The following is a 19,073-nucleotide window of genomic DNA, read 5'->3' as shown; positions in this document are numbered from 1 at the left end:
ACACTATGAAATTGAAAAAACTACTATTAATCTTAACTGTTCTCAGTTTTATCTTCTTACAATCATGTAAGAAAGAAACACCTGAAAATGAGCAGTTATCAAACCCAAAACTGTATACAGAGTATATCAGTTCTTTCACTTCAGGAGTAATCCCAACAAATTCTCCTATAGATATAGTATTAACTAAAAACTGGGGAAACTGGGAAACCAATCAGGAATTAGAGGAAAACTTATTTACAATCTCCCCAAAAGTAAATGGTAAACTATACTTTCTTGCCCCATCAAATACTATTCGATTTGAACCAAATGAAAAATTGGTACAAGATCAACGATACATTGTCACACTGAAACTTAAAGACATTATCCAAAGTGATGAAACACTAGATAATTTTACGTTTCAACTAAACACTATTCCTTTATCTTTTCACATTGACTTTCTTGATCTTCAATCAACTAAATCTAATGAATATTTAGTTAATGCAGTATTATCATCAACTGATTTTGTTAAGAAGAAACAAATTGAGAAAATAATATCAGCATATACAGATGATGAAAAAGTTGAAATACAACTGACAGGTGATAACGATATTGAAACTAAAGAATTTCCTTTCATTGTAAAAAATATTGACAATACCTCTAGTATTCTAACAGCAAAGATTGACGGTAAGCCAATCGATATTAACCAAAAGATTGAATTTACTTATAACCTCCCAACAGAAGGAGGCTTTGCTGCATTTAACATTAAAACCTTTATTGGTGATGATCAAACTTTTTGGGTAAACTTCAATTACCCTATAAAGAAAAACCAAAACTTTGACGGTTTAATTACAGTATCTGATAGCAGTGCTAAATTAACTTATACAACAGATGGCAACGTTTTGAAAGTATATAGTGATAAACCTTTCAACAATGAAGCAGAAGTAATTGTTCATAGTGGTATTAAAGGAATGAACGGAACTTCTACCCTATCTACTACTTACAATAAATCATTCTTTGTCAATTTTGGAATTCAAAAACCTGCCGTAGAGTTATTAAGTAATGGAACAATTCTACCTAGCTCTCAAAACTTAAAAATAAACTTCAAAGCAACTACTCTAAATGCGGTTGATGTAAAAGTCTATAGAATATACGAAAACAATGTATTACAATTCTTACAAGATAATGGGCTTAGTGGAAGCTATTACCTAAAAAAAGTAGCATCTCCAATTGCTCAAAAAACAATTAACCTAACCAATCCTAACAAAAAAGCATTGTTAAATTGGAACACCTATGCTCTTGATTTATCAGAGCTTATCAAGCCTGAGCCAGGAGCTATTTACAGAGTAGAGTTTTCTATGAAAAAAGCATATTCACTATATAACTGTCCAGATAATGGTGATGGAGAAACTGAAGAAGAGTTCAATGATAGCGAATACTATGAAGATGATGACTACGGTGATTACTACTACTATTATGACTGGTCTGAAAGAAAAAATCCATGTAATGAATCTTACTATTATTACCAAGGTAAAAAAGCAACAAATGTTCTTGCTACCGATCTAGGTGTGATCGTTAAAGGAGGAAGCAACAACGTATATACAACTATTGTAACCAACTTAATCACTACTGAGCCTATCGGAGATGCTACTGTTGAGTTTTATACTTATCAACAACAATTAATAGCCTCTGCTAAAACAAATTCAAGTGGGCTTTTAAATATCAACCTAGAAAATCAAACACCGGCCTTTGCAGTTGTTAAGTACAATAAAAACACGACCTATGTCAATATTGAAAACAAGAATGCCTTATCGGTTAGTAATTTTGATGTAGATGGTACTGAATATTCAAAAGGACTTAATGGATATGTATATACGGAACGAGGTGTTTGGAGACCTGGTGATAACATTTATCTTGGTTTTATTTTAGATGATACTGCTAAGCCATTACCAACAAATCATCCTATCAAACTATCTTTTTTCGATCCATATGGAAAACTTGTTGATCAAATTGTTCAAAAGAAAAACAATATTAACCACTACATTTTTCAACTAAAAACAACAGATGAATCTCCTACAGGAAATTGGTCTGCACAAATTAATATTGGAGGAGTTAAATTCAACAAAACAATTAAAGTAGAGACCATTAAGCCTAACCGCTTAAAAATTAAAAACAATGTAGAAGGTAAAACTATATCTAGCCGTACTAATAGTCGTGTTGACTTTAATGTCCAGTGGTTACAAGGAGGTATTGCACGTGATCTACAAGCAAGTGTAAACATGAAGTTAATCAAGCAACCAACCACTTTTAGCAAGTTTAAAAGTTATACATTTGACAATAACCTTTACTCTGATTACTCTCAAGACCAAACATTGTTCAATGGGCAAACGAATGATTCTGGTAACTTTAGTTTTGACCTTAATCTAAAACAATCTTTTACTAATGCGGGACTACTCAAAGCTGTTTTCGTAACGAAAGTACACGAAAAAGGAGGTGATGTCTCTACGGATGTCTCTACAGCTACCTATTCTCCTTTTTCTTCTTATGTGGGTATCAAAGCACCTGAACCTAACAAATATGGCTATTACGAAACTGATAAAAAACTAAGCTTCAAACTTATAAAAATCAATGACCAACAAGAAACACTTGAAGGTCGAATAAATGTAAAAGTTTATCGAACTAAAGGCTCTTGGTGGTGGAGCGAAGGAGGTAATGGCTATTCAAACTATAGCACATCTAGCTATTATAGTTTATACGCATCTGAAATAGTATCAACTAATACCAATGGAACGGCAGAATACACGATTACTATTCCTGAACAGGATTGGGGTAGATATGAAATCGTAGCTACTGATGATTCAAGCCAACATATTGCAGCGACAAGCGTTTATGTAGATTGGCCTTACTATATGTCTCGCTCAAAAGGCAATGAAGCAAAAGATGCTATTATGCTTGCTATATCAACCGACAAAAAAGACTATAACACTGGAGAAACTGTCAAGATTTCATTCCCTTCAAGTGAGGGGGGTAGAGCATTAATATCTGTTGAAAACGGAACAAATATTATCGAAACACATTGGGTTAAAACGACTAAAGGAGAAACTTCTTTTGAACTAACGACCAAACCTAGTATGGCGCCTAATGCATATATAAGCATTACATCTATTCAACCGCATGCAAACACGCTTAACGACTCTCCTATTCGTCTTTATGGCATAGCTCCTATTAATGTATTCAATAAAAAGACGAAGCTAGAACCTGTCATTACAATGCCTGAAACATTGCGTCCAAATACAGAATTTAATGTCCAAATCAAAGAGAAAAATGGGCAAAAGATGACTTATTCTATCGCAGTTGTCGAAGAAGGACTACTTGATTTAACACGTTTTAAAACCCCTAATGCTTGGGACAAATTCTATAGTAAAACAGCTTTAGGAATACGTACTTGGGATATTTACAACGATGTAATCGGAGCATATGGAGGATCTATCAACCAAGTATTCAGTATCGGTGGTGATGAAGACTTAGGAGCTGGTCAAGTGAAAAAGGCAAACCGCTTCAAACCTGTTGTACTCTTTGAAGGGCCTTTCGAACTTGAGGCTGGAAAAACAGTGAATCACAAACTAAAAATGCCAAAATATATTGGTTCTGTCCGTACAATGATAATTGCTGCAAACACAGAAACAAAAGCCTATGGAAGTGCAGAAAAAGCTACAAAGGTAAACAACCCATTAATGATTCTTGGCTCACTTCCTCGTCGTGCTGTTCCTGGAGAAAAAATTACATTACCAGTTACTGTTTTCGCAATGGAAAAGCACATAAAAGATGTAAAAGTAAAAGTAATTACAGATGATAAGTTCAACATTTTATCTTCAAACACACAAAATGTTAATTTTAGTAAACCTGAAGAAAAAGTCCTATACTTTGATTTAGATGTATTACAAAAAACAGGTATTTCAAAAGTAACTATTGAAGCTACTTCTGGAAAAGAAAAAGCAACTTATGAAATTGAATTAGATGTACTAAATCCAAACCCTGTTACGACAGTTAATTATGCCGCTACCATTCTACCTGGTCAGTCAAGTAAAATTAAGTGGGATAGTTTTGGTATTCAAAACAGTAATGGGGCTGTACTAGAATTATCTAATTTCCCAAGTATAAACTTAACATCGCGTTTAAAATACCTAATCAGCTACCCTCACGGTTGTAGCGAACAAGTTACGTCTGGTGTATTCCCTCAGTTGTACTTGGCAGATTTCACACCATTAGATGATTCGAAAAAAGCAAGTACACAACGCAATATAAATGCTGGTATTGCTATGCTTGCACAACGTCAACTACCTAATGGAGGATTCCGCTATTGGAGCAGTTCTAGCTATGCTGGTGACTGGGTAACATCATACATAGGTCACTTCTTTATCGAAGCTGAGAAAAAAGGATATGCTTTACCTGTTAACAGCAAAGCCAATTGGATTGCCTATCAGCAAAGAGAAGCTCGTGAATGGCGTCAAAACACGCGTTATTCAAACGACCTGGCACAAGCTTATCGCTTGTACACTTTAGCCTTAGCAAATGCTCCAGAAGTAGCTGCTATGAACCGACTAAGAGAAACTAAAGGACTGAGCAACCAAGCTCAATTGCGTCTTGCGGCTACTTACGCCCTGATCGGTCAAAAAGATGCGGCTAATAAACTTATCAGTACAACAAAAACGGATAGTAGTGAAAACGACACTTATTACTACTATGGCTCATATGAACGCAACATGGCCATGGAACTTGAAACATTATTAAGTACAGGGACGGACACTAACCTCACAAATGATTTAGCAATCAAACTAGCCAATAGACTTGGTTCTGATACATGGATGAGTACACAGACTACTGCATATAGTTTAAATGTTATTTCGAAATACTTGCAAAAGAATAAAGTTGCCTCTACGATAAGAACAGAGTACAACTTTAACGGTAAGGATAATACCTTGACTTCAAAATCAAATATTGCAAATGTAAACTTAGCTGTTAAACCTAATAATGAAATTTCTATCACTAATAAGGAAGAAGGTACATTATATGCTAAAGTAGCCGTGAGTGGTATTCTTCCGATAGGCAAAGAATTAACAGAAGAAAGTAAGCTTGATATCCGCATAGGTTTTACAAATACAAATGACGTCCCGATTAATCCATCAACTATTAGACAAGGTACTGAGTTTGCTGCTTATATTACGATTACCAATAACAGCGGTCAGTCTATTGAAAATGTGGCATTAACTCAGATTATACCTTCTGGTTGGGAAATTGTTAACCTTCGTTTCACAGAAGCAGGAGGCGAAAATAACCAAGTAGACCACACAGATATAAGGGACGATAGAACACAGTTTTACTTCTTCCTAAAAGCTAGAGAAAGTAAAACGTTTAAAGTAACACTTAATGCTTCATATATTGGTAAATACTACATGCCTGGAATCTATGCTGATGCAATGTATGACAATACCTATAGATGTCGAAAAGCTGGTCAATGGATAGAGGTAACCCCTTAAAAATATTCAAAAACACAATCAAAGTGTAGGGAGGAAACTCCCTATACTTATTTATACGCCTATGTTTACTCAAAAGCATTTAAAATGGTCTACGTGGAGTACTAAAAAGAAGGTAATAGTTAGTCTATTATTTATTCTACTAGTTCTTTACTACTTCTGCTTGCCAAAAACTTTATTTAAAACTCCCTACTCTACTGTTATTGAGAGTAGGACAGGACAGCTAATGGGAGCACAAATTGCTACAGATGGACAATGGAGATTTCCTGAAACTGATTCAGTACCCTATAAGTTTGAAATGTGTATTACATATTTTGAAGATGAATATTTTGATTACCATTGGGGAATAAACCCTATCTCTATGTCCAAAGCATTTGTTGCAAACCTAAAAGCCAAGAAAGTCGTTCGAGGTGGAAGTACATTAACCCAACAAACTATTCGTTTAGCCCGAAAAGGACAAGAACGCAGTTATGGTGAGAAACTAATTGAGGCTATATTAGCTACGCGATTAGAATTTAAATATAGTAAAGAAAAAATTCTTGCCTTATATGCTTCGCATGCACCTTTTGGAGGTAATGTAGTTGGTATCGATGTGGCTGCATGGAGATACTTTGGCACTACACCTGATCAGCTCTCATGGGCTGAATCCGCTACCTTAGCTATATTGCCAAACGCTCCTAGACTAATCTATCCTGGAAAAAATCAGGGAATTTTACTTAAAAAAAGAAATACACTACTCAAGAAATTACTTGAGAATGATATTATTGATCAAAGTACATATGATCTATCGCTCATAGAGCCTTTGCCAAATAAACCTCATGAACTCCCTCAAATTGCACAGCATCTTTTGCACTTAGCTACTGGACAACACAAAGGGCAACGCATCAAAACAACACTTGATTTTAGTCTTCAAAATCAAGCAAACACGATTATAGCTAACTATTACAAAAATTACAGTCAAACAGAAGTACACAATATAGCTGCAATTATTATAGATGTTGAAACTAGACAAATTCTAAGTTATATTGGTAACTCACCAACTACAATTGAACATAAAAAAGACGTTGATATCATTCGAGCTCAACGAAGTACAGGTAGTATACTTAAACCTTTCTTATACGCCGCTATGCTTGATGAAGCTGAATTATTACCAAAAACTTTAGTACAAGATATCCCTATAGTGATTTCTGGTTATAAACCAAAGAATTTCAATAATACCTATCAAGGAGGAGTACCTGCTGATGAAGCTTTATTTCGTTCACTTAACATACCTTTTGTTCTAATGTTACAAAAATACAGCGTATATAAATTCTATGATCAACTACATAATTTCAAGTTTAGTAGCATTGACAAACATCCTTACCACTACGGACTTTCACTTGTTCTGGGAGGAGCTGAAAGTAGTTTATGGGAGGTTACTAGAGCCTATACGACAATGACTTCAACCTTAAATCATTTTAATACACACCAAGGAGAATATAGAGAAAAAGAAGCACAAGAATTAATCTGGAATACTGAAAATTCCACACTGGACTTCGGAAACACACTAAAAGAATCTACCACAGTAGGTGCTGGAGCAATTTACAGCACTTTTAAAGCACTTACTCAAGTCAATCGACCAGAAGATGACTCTGCTTGGAGATATTATGATTCCGCAGTGAAAATAGCCTGGAAAACAGGTACAAGTTTTGGAGGTAGAGATGCTTGGGCAGTTGGAACAAACAAAAAATATGTCATTGGCGTATGGGTTGGAAATGCTACTGGAGAAGGAAGGCCTTCAATCAGTGGTGTACGCATGGCAGGACCTATCCTGTTTGACCTATTCAAACTGCTTCCTAAATCAGATTGGTTCGACATACCACTTGATGATCTAGAAGAACAAGAAACTTGTACTTTATCTGGATATCCTGCAGGTCCATATTGCACTACCACGACTCAATTAATACCTTATCGCTCTAAAAAAATGGAACTGTGCCCATATCACATACTGATACATTTAGATCAAACAGAAACATACCGTGTAAATAGCAAATGTGAACTCGTAGGTAATATGATAGCTAAACCTTGGTTTAATCTACCACCTACTATGGCTTCTTATTACAAAAATTTTCACAGTACATACTTAGATCTACCACCTTTTAGAGAAGATTGTAAACAAGATATAAACAAAAAGAGTCTGGAGTTCATATACCCCCTTCACGGTGAAGTTATTTACCTTACCAAAAACTTTAATTCAGACCTTCAACCTATAGTTGCTAAAGCGGCTGTAAACACCGAAGATAAAAACCTCTATTGGTATATCGACCAAGAGTATATAGGACAAACGACACTCTTCCATGAAATGCCTGTCCAAGCAACACCTGGAATACATTATCTAACCATCGTCAACTCACTCGGAGATAGTAAAACGATTGAACTAAATATACAGAATGCACACGACGATTAAACGTGTTAAATATAAAAGACCTGCTAATCTCAACTAGCAGGTCTTTTTTTATTCTGATAAATCATTTCCATTGTTATCAAAGAAATGGTACTCTAAATACGTGTAAGCATCACGTGGAACAATCTTTATCCACTTTTTAGTCTCCAACCACCACTTCATACGGATTGATGGAAACCCATTTTTTAAATAAGCAGCCACAAATGGATGCATATTCAAGATAATCTTCGTCGAATTATCTTTTGCTATAATACTTTCCAAGTCAGCCTTAATCTTATCTATTACAAGAATAGGAGCTTCTATCTCCCCATGTTCATTAGGGTCTTCCTCTCTCGTTTCGATATTTACTTCAGGTCTAACCCTTTGCCTTGTAATTTGGATCAATCCAAATTTACTTGGCGGCAAGATTTTGTGTTTGGCCTTATCATCACTCATTTCCTCTTTCAAGAAATCATATAGTGTTTTTCTATTCTCTGGATTACCCATATCAATAAAATCGACAACAATAATTCCTCCCATATCTCTTAATCGCAATTGCCTAGCTATTTCAGCCGCAGCGATTAAATTTACTTCTAGAGCAGTGTCCTCTTGAGACTGAGCTTTGTTTGACCTGTTTCCACTGTTCACATCAATTACGTGAAGAGCTTCCGTGTGTTCGATTATTAAATAAGCACCTTTGCTCATCGAAACCGTCTTACCAAAAGACGTTTTTATCTGACGCTCAATACTATATTTTTCAAAAATTGGAACTTCTCTCGACTGATAATGCTTTACAATAGAAACCTTCGAAGGAGCTATCTCCTGCAAATAATCCTTCGTGTGGTAATACATGTCCTCATCATCTGTAATAATACCTGTAAAAGTATCATTAAATACATCTCTCAAGATCGAAGAAGCTTTATTTACTTCTCCCAATACTTTAGAAGGATGATGAGCAGTTGTTAACTTTCTACACATGGTATTCCATTTTTCCATCAAGTTTTCTAAATCCTTCTCGATATCACTAACAGACATACCTTCTGCTACAGTACGCACAATAACACCAAACCCCTTAGGCTTGATTGTTTGTACCATTTTCTTTAAACGTTCTTTCTCTTCCTTTGAGTCTATCTTTTGAGAGATTGACACTCGATTAGAGAACGGAACTAAAACTACATAACGTCCAGCAATTGACAATTCTGAACTAATACGCGGTCCTTTTGTAGATATAGGTTCTTTTACAATCTGAACCAGTAATGATTGATTTGCACTAAGTACATCGGTGATTACACCATCTTTACTTATCTCCTCTTCAAAAGGAATATTCTTTAAAGAAAAATCTTTTAACTTACCTCCGCTTACAAGTTTACTAAATTTCAACAGAGTTTTAAGGTTAGGACCTAAATCGTGGTAATGCAAAAAAGCATCTTTCTCGAACCCTACATGAACGAAAGCGGCATTTAATCCTGCAACTGGTTTACGAATTTTGGCAATGAAAATATCACCTACTTGAAAACCCTTGTCTTCTGTTTGTTCACGTTCTCTGTGTAATTCTATAAGTTTTCCATCTTTTAATAAGGCAAAATCTACTGTATCAGAATTCGACCTAATAATTAGCTCTTTATTCATACTGTACATTTATATCCATACTCATCCATTAATAAGTTATTTCTACAAAAATGAGTTTGTATAGATGGATTAAACAACAATAAAAGGTATATAACCTGAAAGACCTATCTCTCGAAGAGATAAGTCTTTTTTCTTTTTCTTTCTGTAAAAGAAAAAAGTAGTTTTAAACTACTTTTTCTTCTTGTGACGGTTAGCTCTCGCTCTTTTTTTACGTTTGTGAGTCGCTACCTTATGTCTTTTTCTTTTTTTACCACTTGGCATAATGTGTGTAATTTAGAGATTAATAAATTATTTTACTTTAACTTCTGTGTTTGACTTCACTCCTTCTACAAAAACCTTTGCTGGTTTAAATGCAGGAATATTATGAGCAGGAATTCTAATTGTAGTATTTTTTGAAATATTTCTTCCTGTTTTCTCAGCTCTTGTCTTTATGATAAAACTACCAAAACCTCTTAGATACACGTTTTCACCTGACTCTAACGACGCTTTTACTTCATCCATAAAAGATTCAACTGTTGCCTGTACGTCCCCTTTTTCAAGCCCTAATTTCTCAGAAATTTTAGCTACAATGTCTGCTTTCGTCATTTTTAGATATAAATTATTTTGTTGTTGTCCGAATTTTTAGAGTGTGCAAATATATTAATTTAAAATCCAATAATTCAACCTTAATCGATTAAAATTTAATTATATAAAGTTTTAAGTTTGCATTCAAGACTTTTGACAATGATATTTTATAATAAACTCATTACTTGGTATTTAGAAAATAAACGAACTTTACCATGGCGAGAAACAACTGATCCATATGCAATTTGGTTATCAGAAATTATACTTCAACAAACACGAGTTGCCCAAGGATTACCTTATTTTCAAGCCTTTTTAACGCATTACCCAACCGTTTTTGATTTAGCTAATGCAGAAGAAGATGACGTATTAAAATTGTGGCAAGGCTTAGGGTATTACAGCCGAGCAAGAAATCTTCACCATACTGCCAAGACTGTTGCTTACGAACTTAACGGGCAGTTTCCAAACAACTATAAAGAATTACTTAAGCTAAAAGGGATTGGCGAATACACCGCTGCAGCGATTGCTTCTATTGCCTTTGGTGAAATAGTACCCGTAGTAGATGGTAACGTATTTCGAGTAATCGCACGAATATATGGTATCACCTCTGATATTTCAAAAGGACCTACTAAAAAAGAGTTTCAGTTAAAAGCCGCTGAATTAATTTCTCAAGAGACACCCGCATTATTCAATCAAGCGATTATGGACTTTGGAGCGATCCAATGCACTCCAAAAAAACCACTATGTGATACCTGTCCTTTTATCGTAAACTGTGTAGCTTATCAAACCAATAAAATTGAACAACTGCCTGTAAAATTAACGAAAACGAAAGTTAAAAGCCGCTTTCTTAATTTCCTCGTTTTCTTAGATAAAGAAAAAAACACCTATCTAATAAAACGGCAAGAAAAAGACATTTGGCAAAAATTGTATCAATTTCCTGTAATCGATCATTTCGACAAAAAAGAAATAAATATTCAAACAACAGTTGACACAATATATCCAGAAATCAGTTATAACCAAATCAAACAATTAAACGAAGAAACCATCATACACCAACTCTCTCACCAAAAATTACACATTAATTTTTGGCTTGTTGACTGTCTATCCCTACCAGCAAAAAAAGAGCACGAAAAAATACATTGGCAACAAATTAATACCTTTGCTTTTCCAATTGTTATACATAATTTTATCAACTCACTAGCGTTTTAACCTTAAATATTTCCATCATGAGCGGTACATTAAACAAAGTAATCTTAATCGGCCATCTAGGCGACAATGTGAAAATGCACTATTTTGAAAGCGGAAATTGTATTGGTCGTTTTTCTTTAGCAACGAATGAAGTTTATACCAATAAGACAACGAATGAACGCATCACTTCAACCGAATGGCACAATATCGTAGTGAAAAACAAAATGGCTGAACTGTGTGAGAAATACCTTTCTAAAGGAGACCGCATCTATATCGAAGGAAAAATTCGCACTCGTCAATGGGTAGCCGAAGATGGTAGCAACAGATCTATCGTAGAAATTACTGCTACTGACTTTACATTTCTTGATGTAAAAAAAACTAGCAATAACGCTAATCAACCACAAGATAACATTGCTCAACAAAAACAAACTGCCGTTGACAATTTCGTCATTCCAAAAGAAAACAATAATGACAACGTTCCGTTTTAACTCAATAAATCAACAAACACATGCCTCAATTTAAAGGTCTAACCATATTGTCTTTACTCTTCATTAGTGGATTATTTTTTTCATGCAAACGCGATAGTCTTCCTAAGCCTACTGCCTTTTTAGCCTTAGAATATCCAAATCAGGAGTACACCCTATTTGAAAACAAAAATTCTAACTTTACTTTTGAAAAGAACAAGAATACAACTATCAAAGAAGTTAAAGCGAATTCGGTTGAAATTCACTATCCTGAGATGAAAGCTACGGTATATCTAAACTATAAAGTTGTAAACAACAATTTAGACAATCTGCTTAAAGATGCTCAAAAGTTAACTTACGAACACTTTATCAAAGCTGATGATATCGTAGAGCAGCCCTATTTAAACCCCACACATAAAGTGTATGGAATGTATTATACCCTCCAAGGAGATGCCGCCACTAACGTGCAATTTTATGCGACTGATAGTATCCATAACTTTATGACAGCATCGTTATACTTTTATGTTACGCCTAATTACGATTCTATCTATCCAGCAAAAGAGTATATAGCTGAAGATATGAGAGTAATGATTGAAACCCTTCAATGGAAAAACCAATCGTCACTTACTAAATCAATCAATTAGGTACATACAGTAGATAAATAGCCAAAAGACTCAATTTTAACAAGTAATACTTCTCTTTTTCTCAAAACGAAATACCCTAGCTATTTTTAAGTCAAAGTGCTCTTAAATGCATTTATCGACCCTAACTTAATCTCCTCTGCTCACGAATGAAGTTTGGGATTCGTTTACTACACTGCCTGCAGAATACGTGCAGTTTTCTTGACCCTTTGTTGCCAATAGCTACCGTTTTCCAATGCATACTGCAGGTATAGTGGAAGAAATCTGCATTCTTGGCAACAAATACGACAAATATAAAAGCAAAAAGACTGCTCCTTATTACTAAGAAGCAGTCTCGAACTTGTCATAAAACAACTGTTTTACCTATTTTACACTTGCTATACTAGATGTATCCACTGTGTATATTCCATTTGCTATTTTCTCCACTGTTTTAATAAGCGATTCAACATTTTGCTTATTATCATCAAACTCTACTGTAGCTGTTTTTGTTTCAAAATCTACAGTTGCAACTTTCACACCATCTAGACCAGCTAGTTTTCCTTCAATTAACTTAGCACAACCAATAGCGCATGTCATTCCTTCAATTTGAAAAGTTGTTTTCTCCACAACTCCTGCTACCTCTTGTTTAGCAACTTCTTTTGTCGCTTCAGTTACAGTCTCCGCAGGAGATTTTTTATCGTTACAACTAACGAATACAGCTCCTGCAGCCAAAAATACGATTGCTAATCTTGAAAAGTTCATAGTATGTTATTTGAAAATTATAAGTTCAAAGGTAAGAAAAAAGCAACTATTTCTAGTTGCTTTTTCGTGCTAGACGTATCAAAAATCAATTATTGAAAATCTGAGTCTGTAAATGCTTTATTTATAACTATATCGTTAACAACGTTTTCAAACTCTACACCAACATTAATTAACTGTTTGAATGAAAATTTAACTCCATCTACTGTTTTATAGTCTTGATATGTTGTTGCCTGTACCATTACTTGTCCCATTTGTTCTCTAGTAACTTTAGTTGCCAATTTTAATCCAGAATCAACAGCATAATAGTGTACCGAATTACCTTTCTTGATACCTACTGCATCCTTTCCATCAATAGTCTCTATGCCTTGTATAGAAAAAGAAGACAAATCTTTTACCCAATTCAATTCAGGAAAAATGAAAGCACTTTCTTTAGCCTCTGCTAGAACATCACCTTCCATCGCTATCTTTTGCCCTTGAGCCATAACAAATGCCTCTGTAGGAGTAACAATTTGCTTAGAAACAACACTTCCCATCATTTTTTGTTCTAAAGAAAGGTAACCATCTTTTACCTTAGTTACAGACTCTAATGTCATTCCTTGTACTGTAGCGCTACTAGTAACTTCAACAGACTTAATCCCTTTAAGTTTTGCTTCACCACCGATAGCGTCAATATACTTATTTAATACAGACTGAACAGTAACTCCTTCAGGAACCGATTTTTCAAATACAGGCTTTTCAATTGGATCCGCAAATGTGTTAAAGTAATTAATAGGCAATCCTAATTGCTCAATTTGCTTACCTACTTCACTACCTTTTCCTACAATGACAACACGCATATTATCCTTTAAGAAATACTTTTTAGCTACGCGTTGAACATCTTCAGCCGTTACAGCATTAATATTCTTAATATATGATTCATAAAAATCATTAGGCAATTTATGTAACTGTTTATTCAAAGCAAAACGCGCCACTGTTTCTGGTTTTTGTATGCTCATCACAAAATTACCAACATACTTAGCTTTCGCCATTTTAAGCTCTTCCGCTTTTACCAAAGTATTTCTCATTAAGTCGATCTCTTTGACAAACTCAGTCACAGCACTATCCGTCACAGCATTTCTAACAGAAGCAGTCGCTTTAAATTTCCCAGGATACTTACGGCTAGTCGTTAACGCAGAATACGCACCGTATGTCCAACCGTGAGCTTCTCTCAAATTAAGAAATAGACGTCCTTCTCCTCCACCTCCTAAAATTTGATTAGCCATTAAAGCCGCAAAGTAATCCTTGTCGTTCATTTTTAAATCCACTTCATTAACTAGAGCAATTTCCGATTGAACAGCATTTGGCATATTAACAAAATCGATTTCCATCGAATTTACGTTACCTTTTACGCTCACTGGTGCAAATGAAGCATTTGAACCCTTCCAAGCATTAAAATATTTCTTAACTAACTTCTCTGTTTCTTTCACATCAACATCTCCTACGATAACTAAATAAGCATTAGTTGGTGTAAAGTATTTAGCGTAGTAATCATTTACGTCTTTAAGTGTAATTTTCTCAATTGACTCAACTGTTTCAAATTCACCAGCCGCAGTGTTCTTACCATAAAGCAATGCATTTTCAACACGTCTTGCAACAGCTGTTACACTCTTCTCGTTTACTTTAAGCGACTCTAATGTTTGTGTTTTAACTTTGTCAAACTCCTCTTGCGTAAACACAGAATTTAAAGCACCATCAGCTAATAAACTTAAGATTTCAGTATTGTACTTTGACAATCCTGAACCATATGCTCCACCAGCATGAAAGCGAATAGATGCACCTAAAAAGTCAATCTCTTCATTGTAAACATCTTTCTTTTTAGTTTTAGTTTCAGTCCCCATCAGTCCAGAAACCAAACTAGACATCCCTGCTTTCTCACCTTCAAAAACAATAGGGTTATCAATAGTCAACATATAAGAGACTTGAGGTAGTTTTGAATTTTTCACAACCATAACCTTCAAGCCATTTTTCAACACAAAACTTGTTGGTTCACTTACATTAATAGTTGGTGCTGGACCAGGTATTGGTTGCTTTCTATCTTGAGCATACCCCTGCATAGCTGTAAAAGCAATAGCTAAAGAGGCTGCATATATATATACTTTTTTCATTTCTTTCAATCGATTAATTAGTTATTAGCTTTCTTTTCAGGAATATAGTCAAGAATCAAACGTTGGTTCTTGCTTAAATATTTCTTTGCAACTTCTCTAATTTCTTCTCTAGTTACACTTCTATAAATATCAATATTAGTATTGATCAAATTGATATCCCCGTATAATTTGTAGTAAGTCGCTAAGTTATCCGCTAAGTCTTCAATGTCAGAATTTGCATCTACATAATTCTTTTCAAAAACGTTCTGTAACTTTTGGAAATCACGTTCAGAAATAAGTTCAGTTTGTAATTTCTCAATTTCCTCATCAATTTCTTTAGTTAGATCATTCAATGTATAACCCTCCATCGGCAATCCATAGATAAAGTAGATACCATAATCCTCTTGGCTAAAACTAAATGACGCAAGCTGTAAAGCCATTTTCTTTTCGTCAACAATCTTTTTATACAAACGAGAGCTCTTTCCTCCTGATAAAACAGAAGATATCATTTCTAATACACGAGCATCTCTAGTTTTCATAGAAGGAATACGGTAAGCTTGTACAAGCATTGGCACTTGAATATTTGGATCTTGGTATTCCGCTCTGATCTCCTTAGTGATTGGTGTTTCTTCTACCATCACACGTTCTACATCAGCCCCGCGTTTGATAGGTCCAAAATATTGTTCAATCCACTTTTTAGCCTGCGTCTTATCAATATCCCCAGCAACAACTAAAACAGCATTATTTGGCACATAAAACTTCTTATTGAAAGCTAAAAACTCCTCCAAAGTGGCTGCATCTAAATGTTCCATAGAACCAATAGGCGCCCATCTATAAGGATGTTTTGAAAACAAGTTTTTCTTAACTTCAGGCAACAACTGTCCATAAGGCTGGTTATCCATACGCAGACGCTTTTCTTCTTTAACCACCTCATTTTGAGTATCCACACCAATCTGGTTAATTACAGGATGCATCATACGCTCAGACTCCATCCATAAACCAAGCTCCAAGTTATTAGACGGGAAAACTTCATAATAATATGTTTTATCGTCTGACGTATAAGCATTATTCTGTCCACCATTAGCAGTTACAATCTTGAACCACTCACCGCGTTCAATATTCTTTGTTCCTTCAAACAATAAGTGTTCAAAAAAGTGAGCAAAACCAGTTCTATCTGGATTCTCATTCTTTGCTCCTACATGATATAGCACAGAAGTAACTACCACAGGAGCAGACTTGTCTTGGTGTAAGATCACATGAAGACCGTTGTCTAACGTGTACTCTTCAAATTCCACTTTTTGAGCAGTAGCTCCTACACCTAGAAGCAAAGCACTCAAAATCAAAAAGGATTTTCTCATTCTATATTTATTTTTGAAATTAGGTTATTCTACCTAATGAGTCGGTACTTTATAAAGTTTGTTACAAATAATTCGCATTTTTTTTTAAATACACTTTCGCACCGATAAATAATTACACAAACATCTTAGGCAGAAAAAAATCATGACATATTCAGTACAAAATCACAATCGCTAAAAGCAAAAAGAGGAAACGAAATAAAAAAGGTAAGTCACTCACTGATAAAACACTACTATACAGAAGTATATAATGAATCAATAACAAAAATTATGAATGATATATTTTTAGAAACCAAAAAATAAAACTATATTTGCAGCCTTAATTAACATTTTAATTTTATTGTTATGTACGCAATCGTAGAGATAGCAGGGCAACAATTCAAAGTGAGCAAAGACCAAAAAGTATACGTTCACCGTTTAGCATCTGAAGAAGGAACAACTGTTACTTTTGACAAAGTTCTTTTAATCGATGAAGACAACAACGTTACTCTTGGCGCCCCAGCTATAGAAGGTGCTTCTGTAGAAGCTAAAGTTTTACAACACCTACAAGGTGATAAAGTAATCGTTTTCAAAAAGAAAAGAAGAAAAGGTTACAAAAAGAAAAACGGTCACAGACAAGCTTTAACTCAAATTGTTATTGAAGGAATCAATGCAAGTGGAGCTAAAAAGAAAGCAACAAAAAAAACAGCTGAAGCAGCTGAGTAATTAACAAACAAAATTTAAAACGTCATGGCACACAAAAAAGGTGTAGGTAGTTCTAAGAACGGTAGAGAATCAGAATCGAAACGCTTAGGTGTTAAGATTTACGGTGGTCAAGCAGCTATCGCTGGTAACATCATCATTAGACAAAGAGGTTCTAAGCACAATGCTGGTGAAAACGTTTACATGGGTAAAGATCACACTTTACACGCGAAAATTGACGGTGTTGTTAAATTTCAAAAGAAAAAAGACAACAAGTCATACGTTTCTGTAATTCCATTTGAAGCTTAAGAATCAAATACCTTTTATAGGTAACAAAATAAAAAAAGCACTTAATTATAAATTAAGTGCTTTTTTTTGTATAATATAATTGACGTTATTATTCTACTTTCAACGAGTGATATAATTCCAATGCTTTCCCATCTGTAAGCATTGATACAAAATAGCAAATGCTCATCAATCGATCATAAAGGTTATCTGTCTCTAGGTAATATTTTTCTGGTAATAACTTTAATACTAACTCATCGTAATGCGTCTCACATTGATTATGCTTATTATTAACAGCTGTTGTAAAGCTATCCAATAGACTATGGATAACCTTATACCCTATGATTTCCTTCTCTACAACCTCCTTGCTGTGATAAACATTCTCTACACTAACACCAATGATATCTTTCATCTGTGCAATAAAGCTACATTTATCCGTTAAGGAATATGGAAAGTCACCTGCTAAAATCCTTTCTTCATTCTCAATAAACACACGTGTAACATCTTGAATTAAACTTCCAATCGCTAACGCACGTAAATAGCTAATACGATCTTCTTTTGAAGTAAGTTGAGAATATGTATCACGGTTAATATTCTTCTCTACAATCTTAATCAAAAACTCTAAAGCACGCTCTTCAGCAATCCACCCTAGATTAATACCGTCTTCAAAATCAATAATTGTATAGCAGATATCGTCTGCAGCCTCTACTAGGTAAGCTAATGGATGACGATGATAACGAATCGTATTCTTATCCTTTCTAATCATTCCTAACTCTTCCACTACATCTAAAAATGCCTGCTTATCTCCTTGAAAAAAGCCATATTTCTTATCTGAAATATCAGTAGATGGTCGTTTTGGTAAACTCTCTTTAGGATACTTCATAAAAGCCCCTAAAGTAGCATACGAAATACGAAGTCCACCTGATACTCCTGGCCTAGACCTCGTCAATACAGTAAATCCATTAGCATTCCCTTCGAAATCGACAAAGTCTTGCCATTCTAAAGCTGTTAAGAACTTTTTGTATTGTTGACCCTTACCTGTCGAAAAGAAATCACCTATTGCTTTCTCCCCAGAATGACCAAATGGAGGGTTTCCAATATCATGTGCCAAAGCAGCCGCAGCTACAATTGCGCCAAAATCATTAACCGTGTAACCATATTCTTGCGCTAAATAAGAATATTTACTAAGTAATTTCTCTCCTACATTCCTACCTAAAGAACGTCCAACGACAGAAACCTCTAAACTGTGTGTCAATCGAGTATGCACAAAGTCGGTCTTTGACAAAGGGATAACTTGTGTCTTATCTTGAAGACTTCGAAAGGCAGATGAAAACACAATACGATCGTAATCAACTTCAAACCCTATACGTGTCTCTCGTTCATCTAAACGATGTCTTTCGAATGTATCTCCTTGTTTTTTAAGCGACAAAAGCTTCTCCCATTTCATCATATATCTCTCTTATATTAAGTTTA

General features: G+C 34.8%; 12 protein-coding genes and 1 pseudogene. 7 read left to right on the top strand and 6 right to left on the bottom strand.

Translation table 11 applies throughout. The annotated features are described in order from the left end of the window. The first annotated feature begins 5 nt into the window (after positions 1–5). Together GJV77_RS01605 and pbpC are read left to right on the top strand one after the other, a co-directional pair. Positions 6–5,513 carry an alpha-2-macroglobulin family protein gene (locus GJV77_RS01605; protein WP_155034609.1) on the top strand — a complete coding sequence of 1,836 codons (5,508 nt, stop codon included), beginning with the start codon at positions 6–8 and terminating at the stop codon, positions 5,511–5,513. A gap of 61 nt (positions 5,514–5,574) precedes the next feature. Continuing rightward, entirely contained in the window at positions 5,575–7,956 is a 2,382-nt protein-coding gene (gene pbpC, locus GJV77_RS01600; protein WP_155034608.1) for a penicillin-binding protein 1C, read from the top strand. Positions 7,957–8,004: 48 nt separating this feature from the next. Here the strand turns inward: pbpC and GJV77_RS01595 are convergent, their stop codons facing one another. Together GJV77_RS01595 and GJV77_RS01590 are read right to left on the bottom strand one after the other, a co-directional pair. Continuing rightward, positions 8,005–9,561: an Rne/Rng family ribonuclease gene (locus GJV77_RS01595; RefSeq protein ID WP_155034607.1), complete on the bottom strand. Its 1,557-nt coding sequence runs from the start codon at positions 9,559–9,561 to the stop codon at positions 8,005–8,007. A 288-nt stretch (positions 9,562–9,849) separates the two neighbouring features. Continuing rightward, positions 9,850–10,146: an HU family DNA-binding protein gene (locus tag GJV77_RS01590; RefSeq protein ID WP_155034606.1), complete on the bottom strand. Its 297-nt coding sequence runs from the start codon at positions 10,144–10,146 to the stop codon at positions 9,850–9,852. Between the two features lie 138 nt (positions 10,147–10,284). Between GJV77_RS01590 and mutY the strand changes: the two genes are divergently transcribed. The 3 genes from mutY to gldD are packed head-to-tail and all read left to right on the top strand — an operon-like array spanning position 10,285 to position 12,418. Next, positions 10,285–11,331, top strand: a complete 1,047-nt coding sequence (gene mutY / locus GJV77_RS01585) for an A/G-specific adenine glycosylase (RefSeq protein ID WP_155034605.1) — start codon at positions 10,285–10,287, stop codon at positions 11,329–11,331. 17 nt (positions 11,332–11,348) lie between these two features. Beyond that, positions 11,349–11,798, top strand: coding sequence for a single-stranded DNA-binding protein (locus GJV77_RS01580; RefSeq protein ID WP_155034604.1), 450 nt, complete (start codon positions 11,349–11,351; stop codon positions 11,796–11,798). Positions 11,799–11,818: 20 nt separating this feature from the next. Then, positions 11,819–12,418: a gliding motility lipoprotein GldD gene (gene gldD, locus GJV77_RS01575; protein WP_155034603.1), complete on the top strand. Its 600-nt coding sequence runs from the start codon at positions 11,819–11,821 to the stop codon at positions 12,416–12,418. Positions 12,419–12,778: 360 nt separating this feature from the next. On the opposite strand, the gene GJV77_RS01570 is transcribed toward gldD, so the two are convergent. The 3 genes from GJV77_RS01570 to GJV77_RS01560 all read right to left on the bottom strand — a co-directional run bounded on the left by GJV77_RS01570 (position 12,779) and on the right by GJV77_RS01560 (position 16,637). Next, positions 12,779–13,156, bottom strand: a complete 378-nt coding sequence (locus GJV77_RS01570) for a heavy-metal-associated domain-containing protein (protein ID WP_155034602.1) — start codon at positions 13,154–13,156, stop codon at positions 12,779–12,781. Positions 13,157–13,245: 89 nt separating this feature from the next. Next, positions 13,246–15,300, bottom strand: coding sequence for a M16 family metallopeptidase (locus tag GJV77_RS01565; protein ID WP_155034601.1), 2,055 nt, complete (start codon positions 15,298–15,300; stop codon positions 13,246–13,248). A 17-nt stretch (positions 15,301–15,317) separates the two neighbouring features. Then, complete coding sequence (locus GJV77_RS01560; protein ID WP_155034600.1) at positions 15,318–16,637, bottom strand: M16 family metallopeptidase; 1,320 nt, start codon at positions 16,635–16,637, stop codon at positions 15,318–15,320. A gap of 342 nt (positions 16,638–16,979) precedes the next feature. Between GJV77_RS01560 and rplU the strand changes: the two are divergent. Further along, positions 16,980–17,336: pseudogene (gene rplU / locus GJV77_RS01555) on the top strand (50S ribosomal protein L21); the annotation flags it as partial. Positions 17,337–17,363: 27 nt separating this feature from the next. Further along, positions 17,364–17,624, top strand: coding sequence for a 50S ribosomal protein L27 (gene rpmA / locus GJV77_RS01550; protein WP_155034598.1), 261 nt, complete (start codon positions 17,364–17,366; stop codon positions 17,622–17,624). 88 nt (positions 17,625–17,712) lie between these two features. Here the strand turns inward: rpmA and dgt are convergent, their stop codons facing one another. Then, on the bottom strand, positions 17,713–19,050 hold the full coding sequence (gene dgt / locus GJV77_RS01545) for a dGTP triphosphohydrolase (protein ID WP_155034597.1): 1,338 nt from the start codon (positions 19,048–19,050) through the stop codon (positions 17,713–17,715). Positions 19,051–19,073 lie beyond the last annotated feature (23 nt).

The organism is Myroides pelagicus (assembly GCF_009711055.1).
Classification (GTDB): Bacteria; Bacteroidota; Bacteroidia; order Flavobacteriales; family Flavobacteriaceae; genus Flavobacterium; species Flavobacterium pelagicum.
This window is presented reverse-complemented; position numbering and strand designations above follow the sequence as displayed.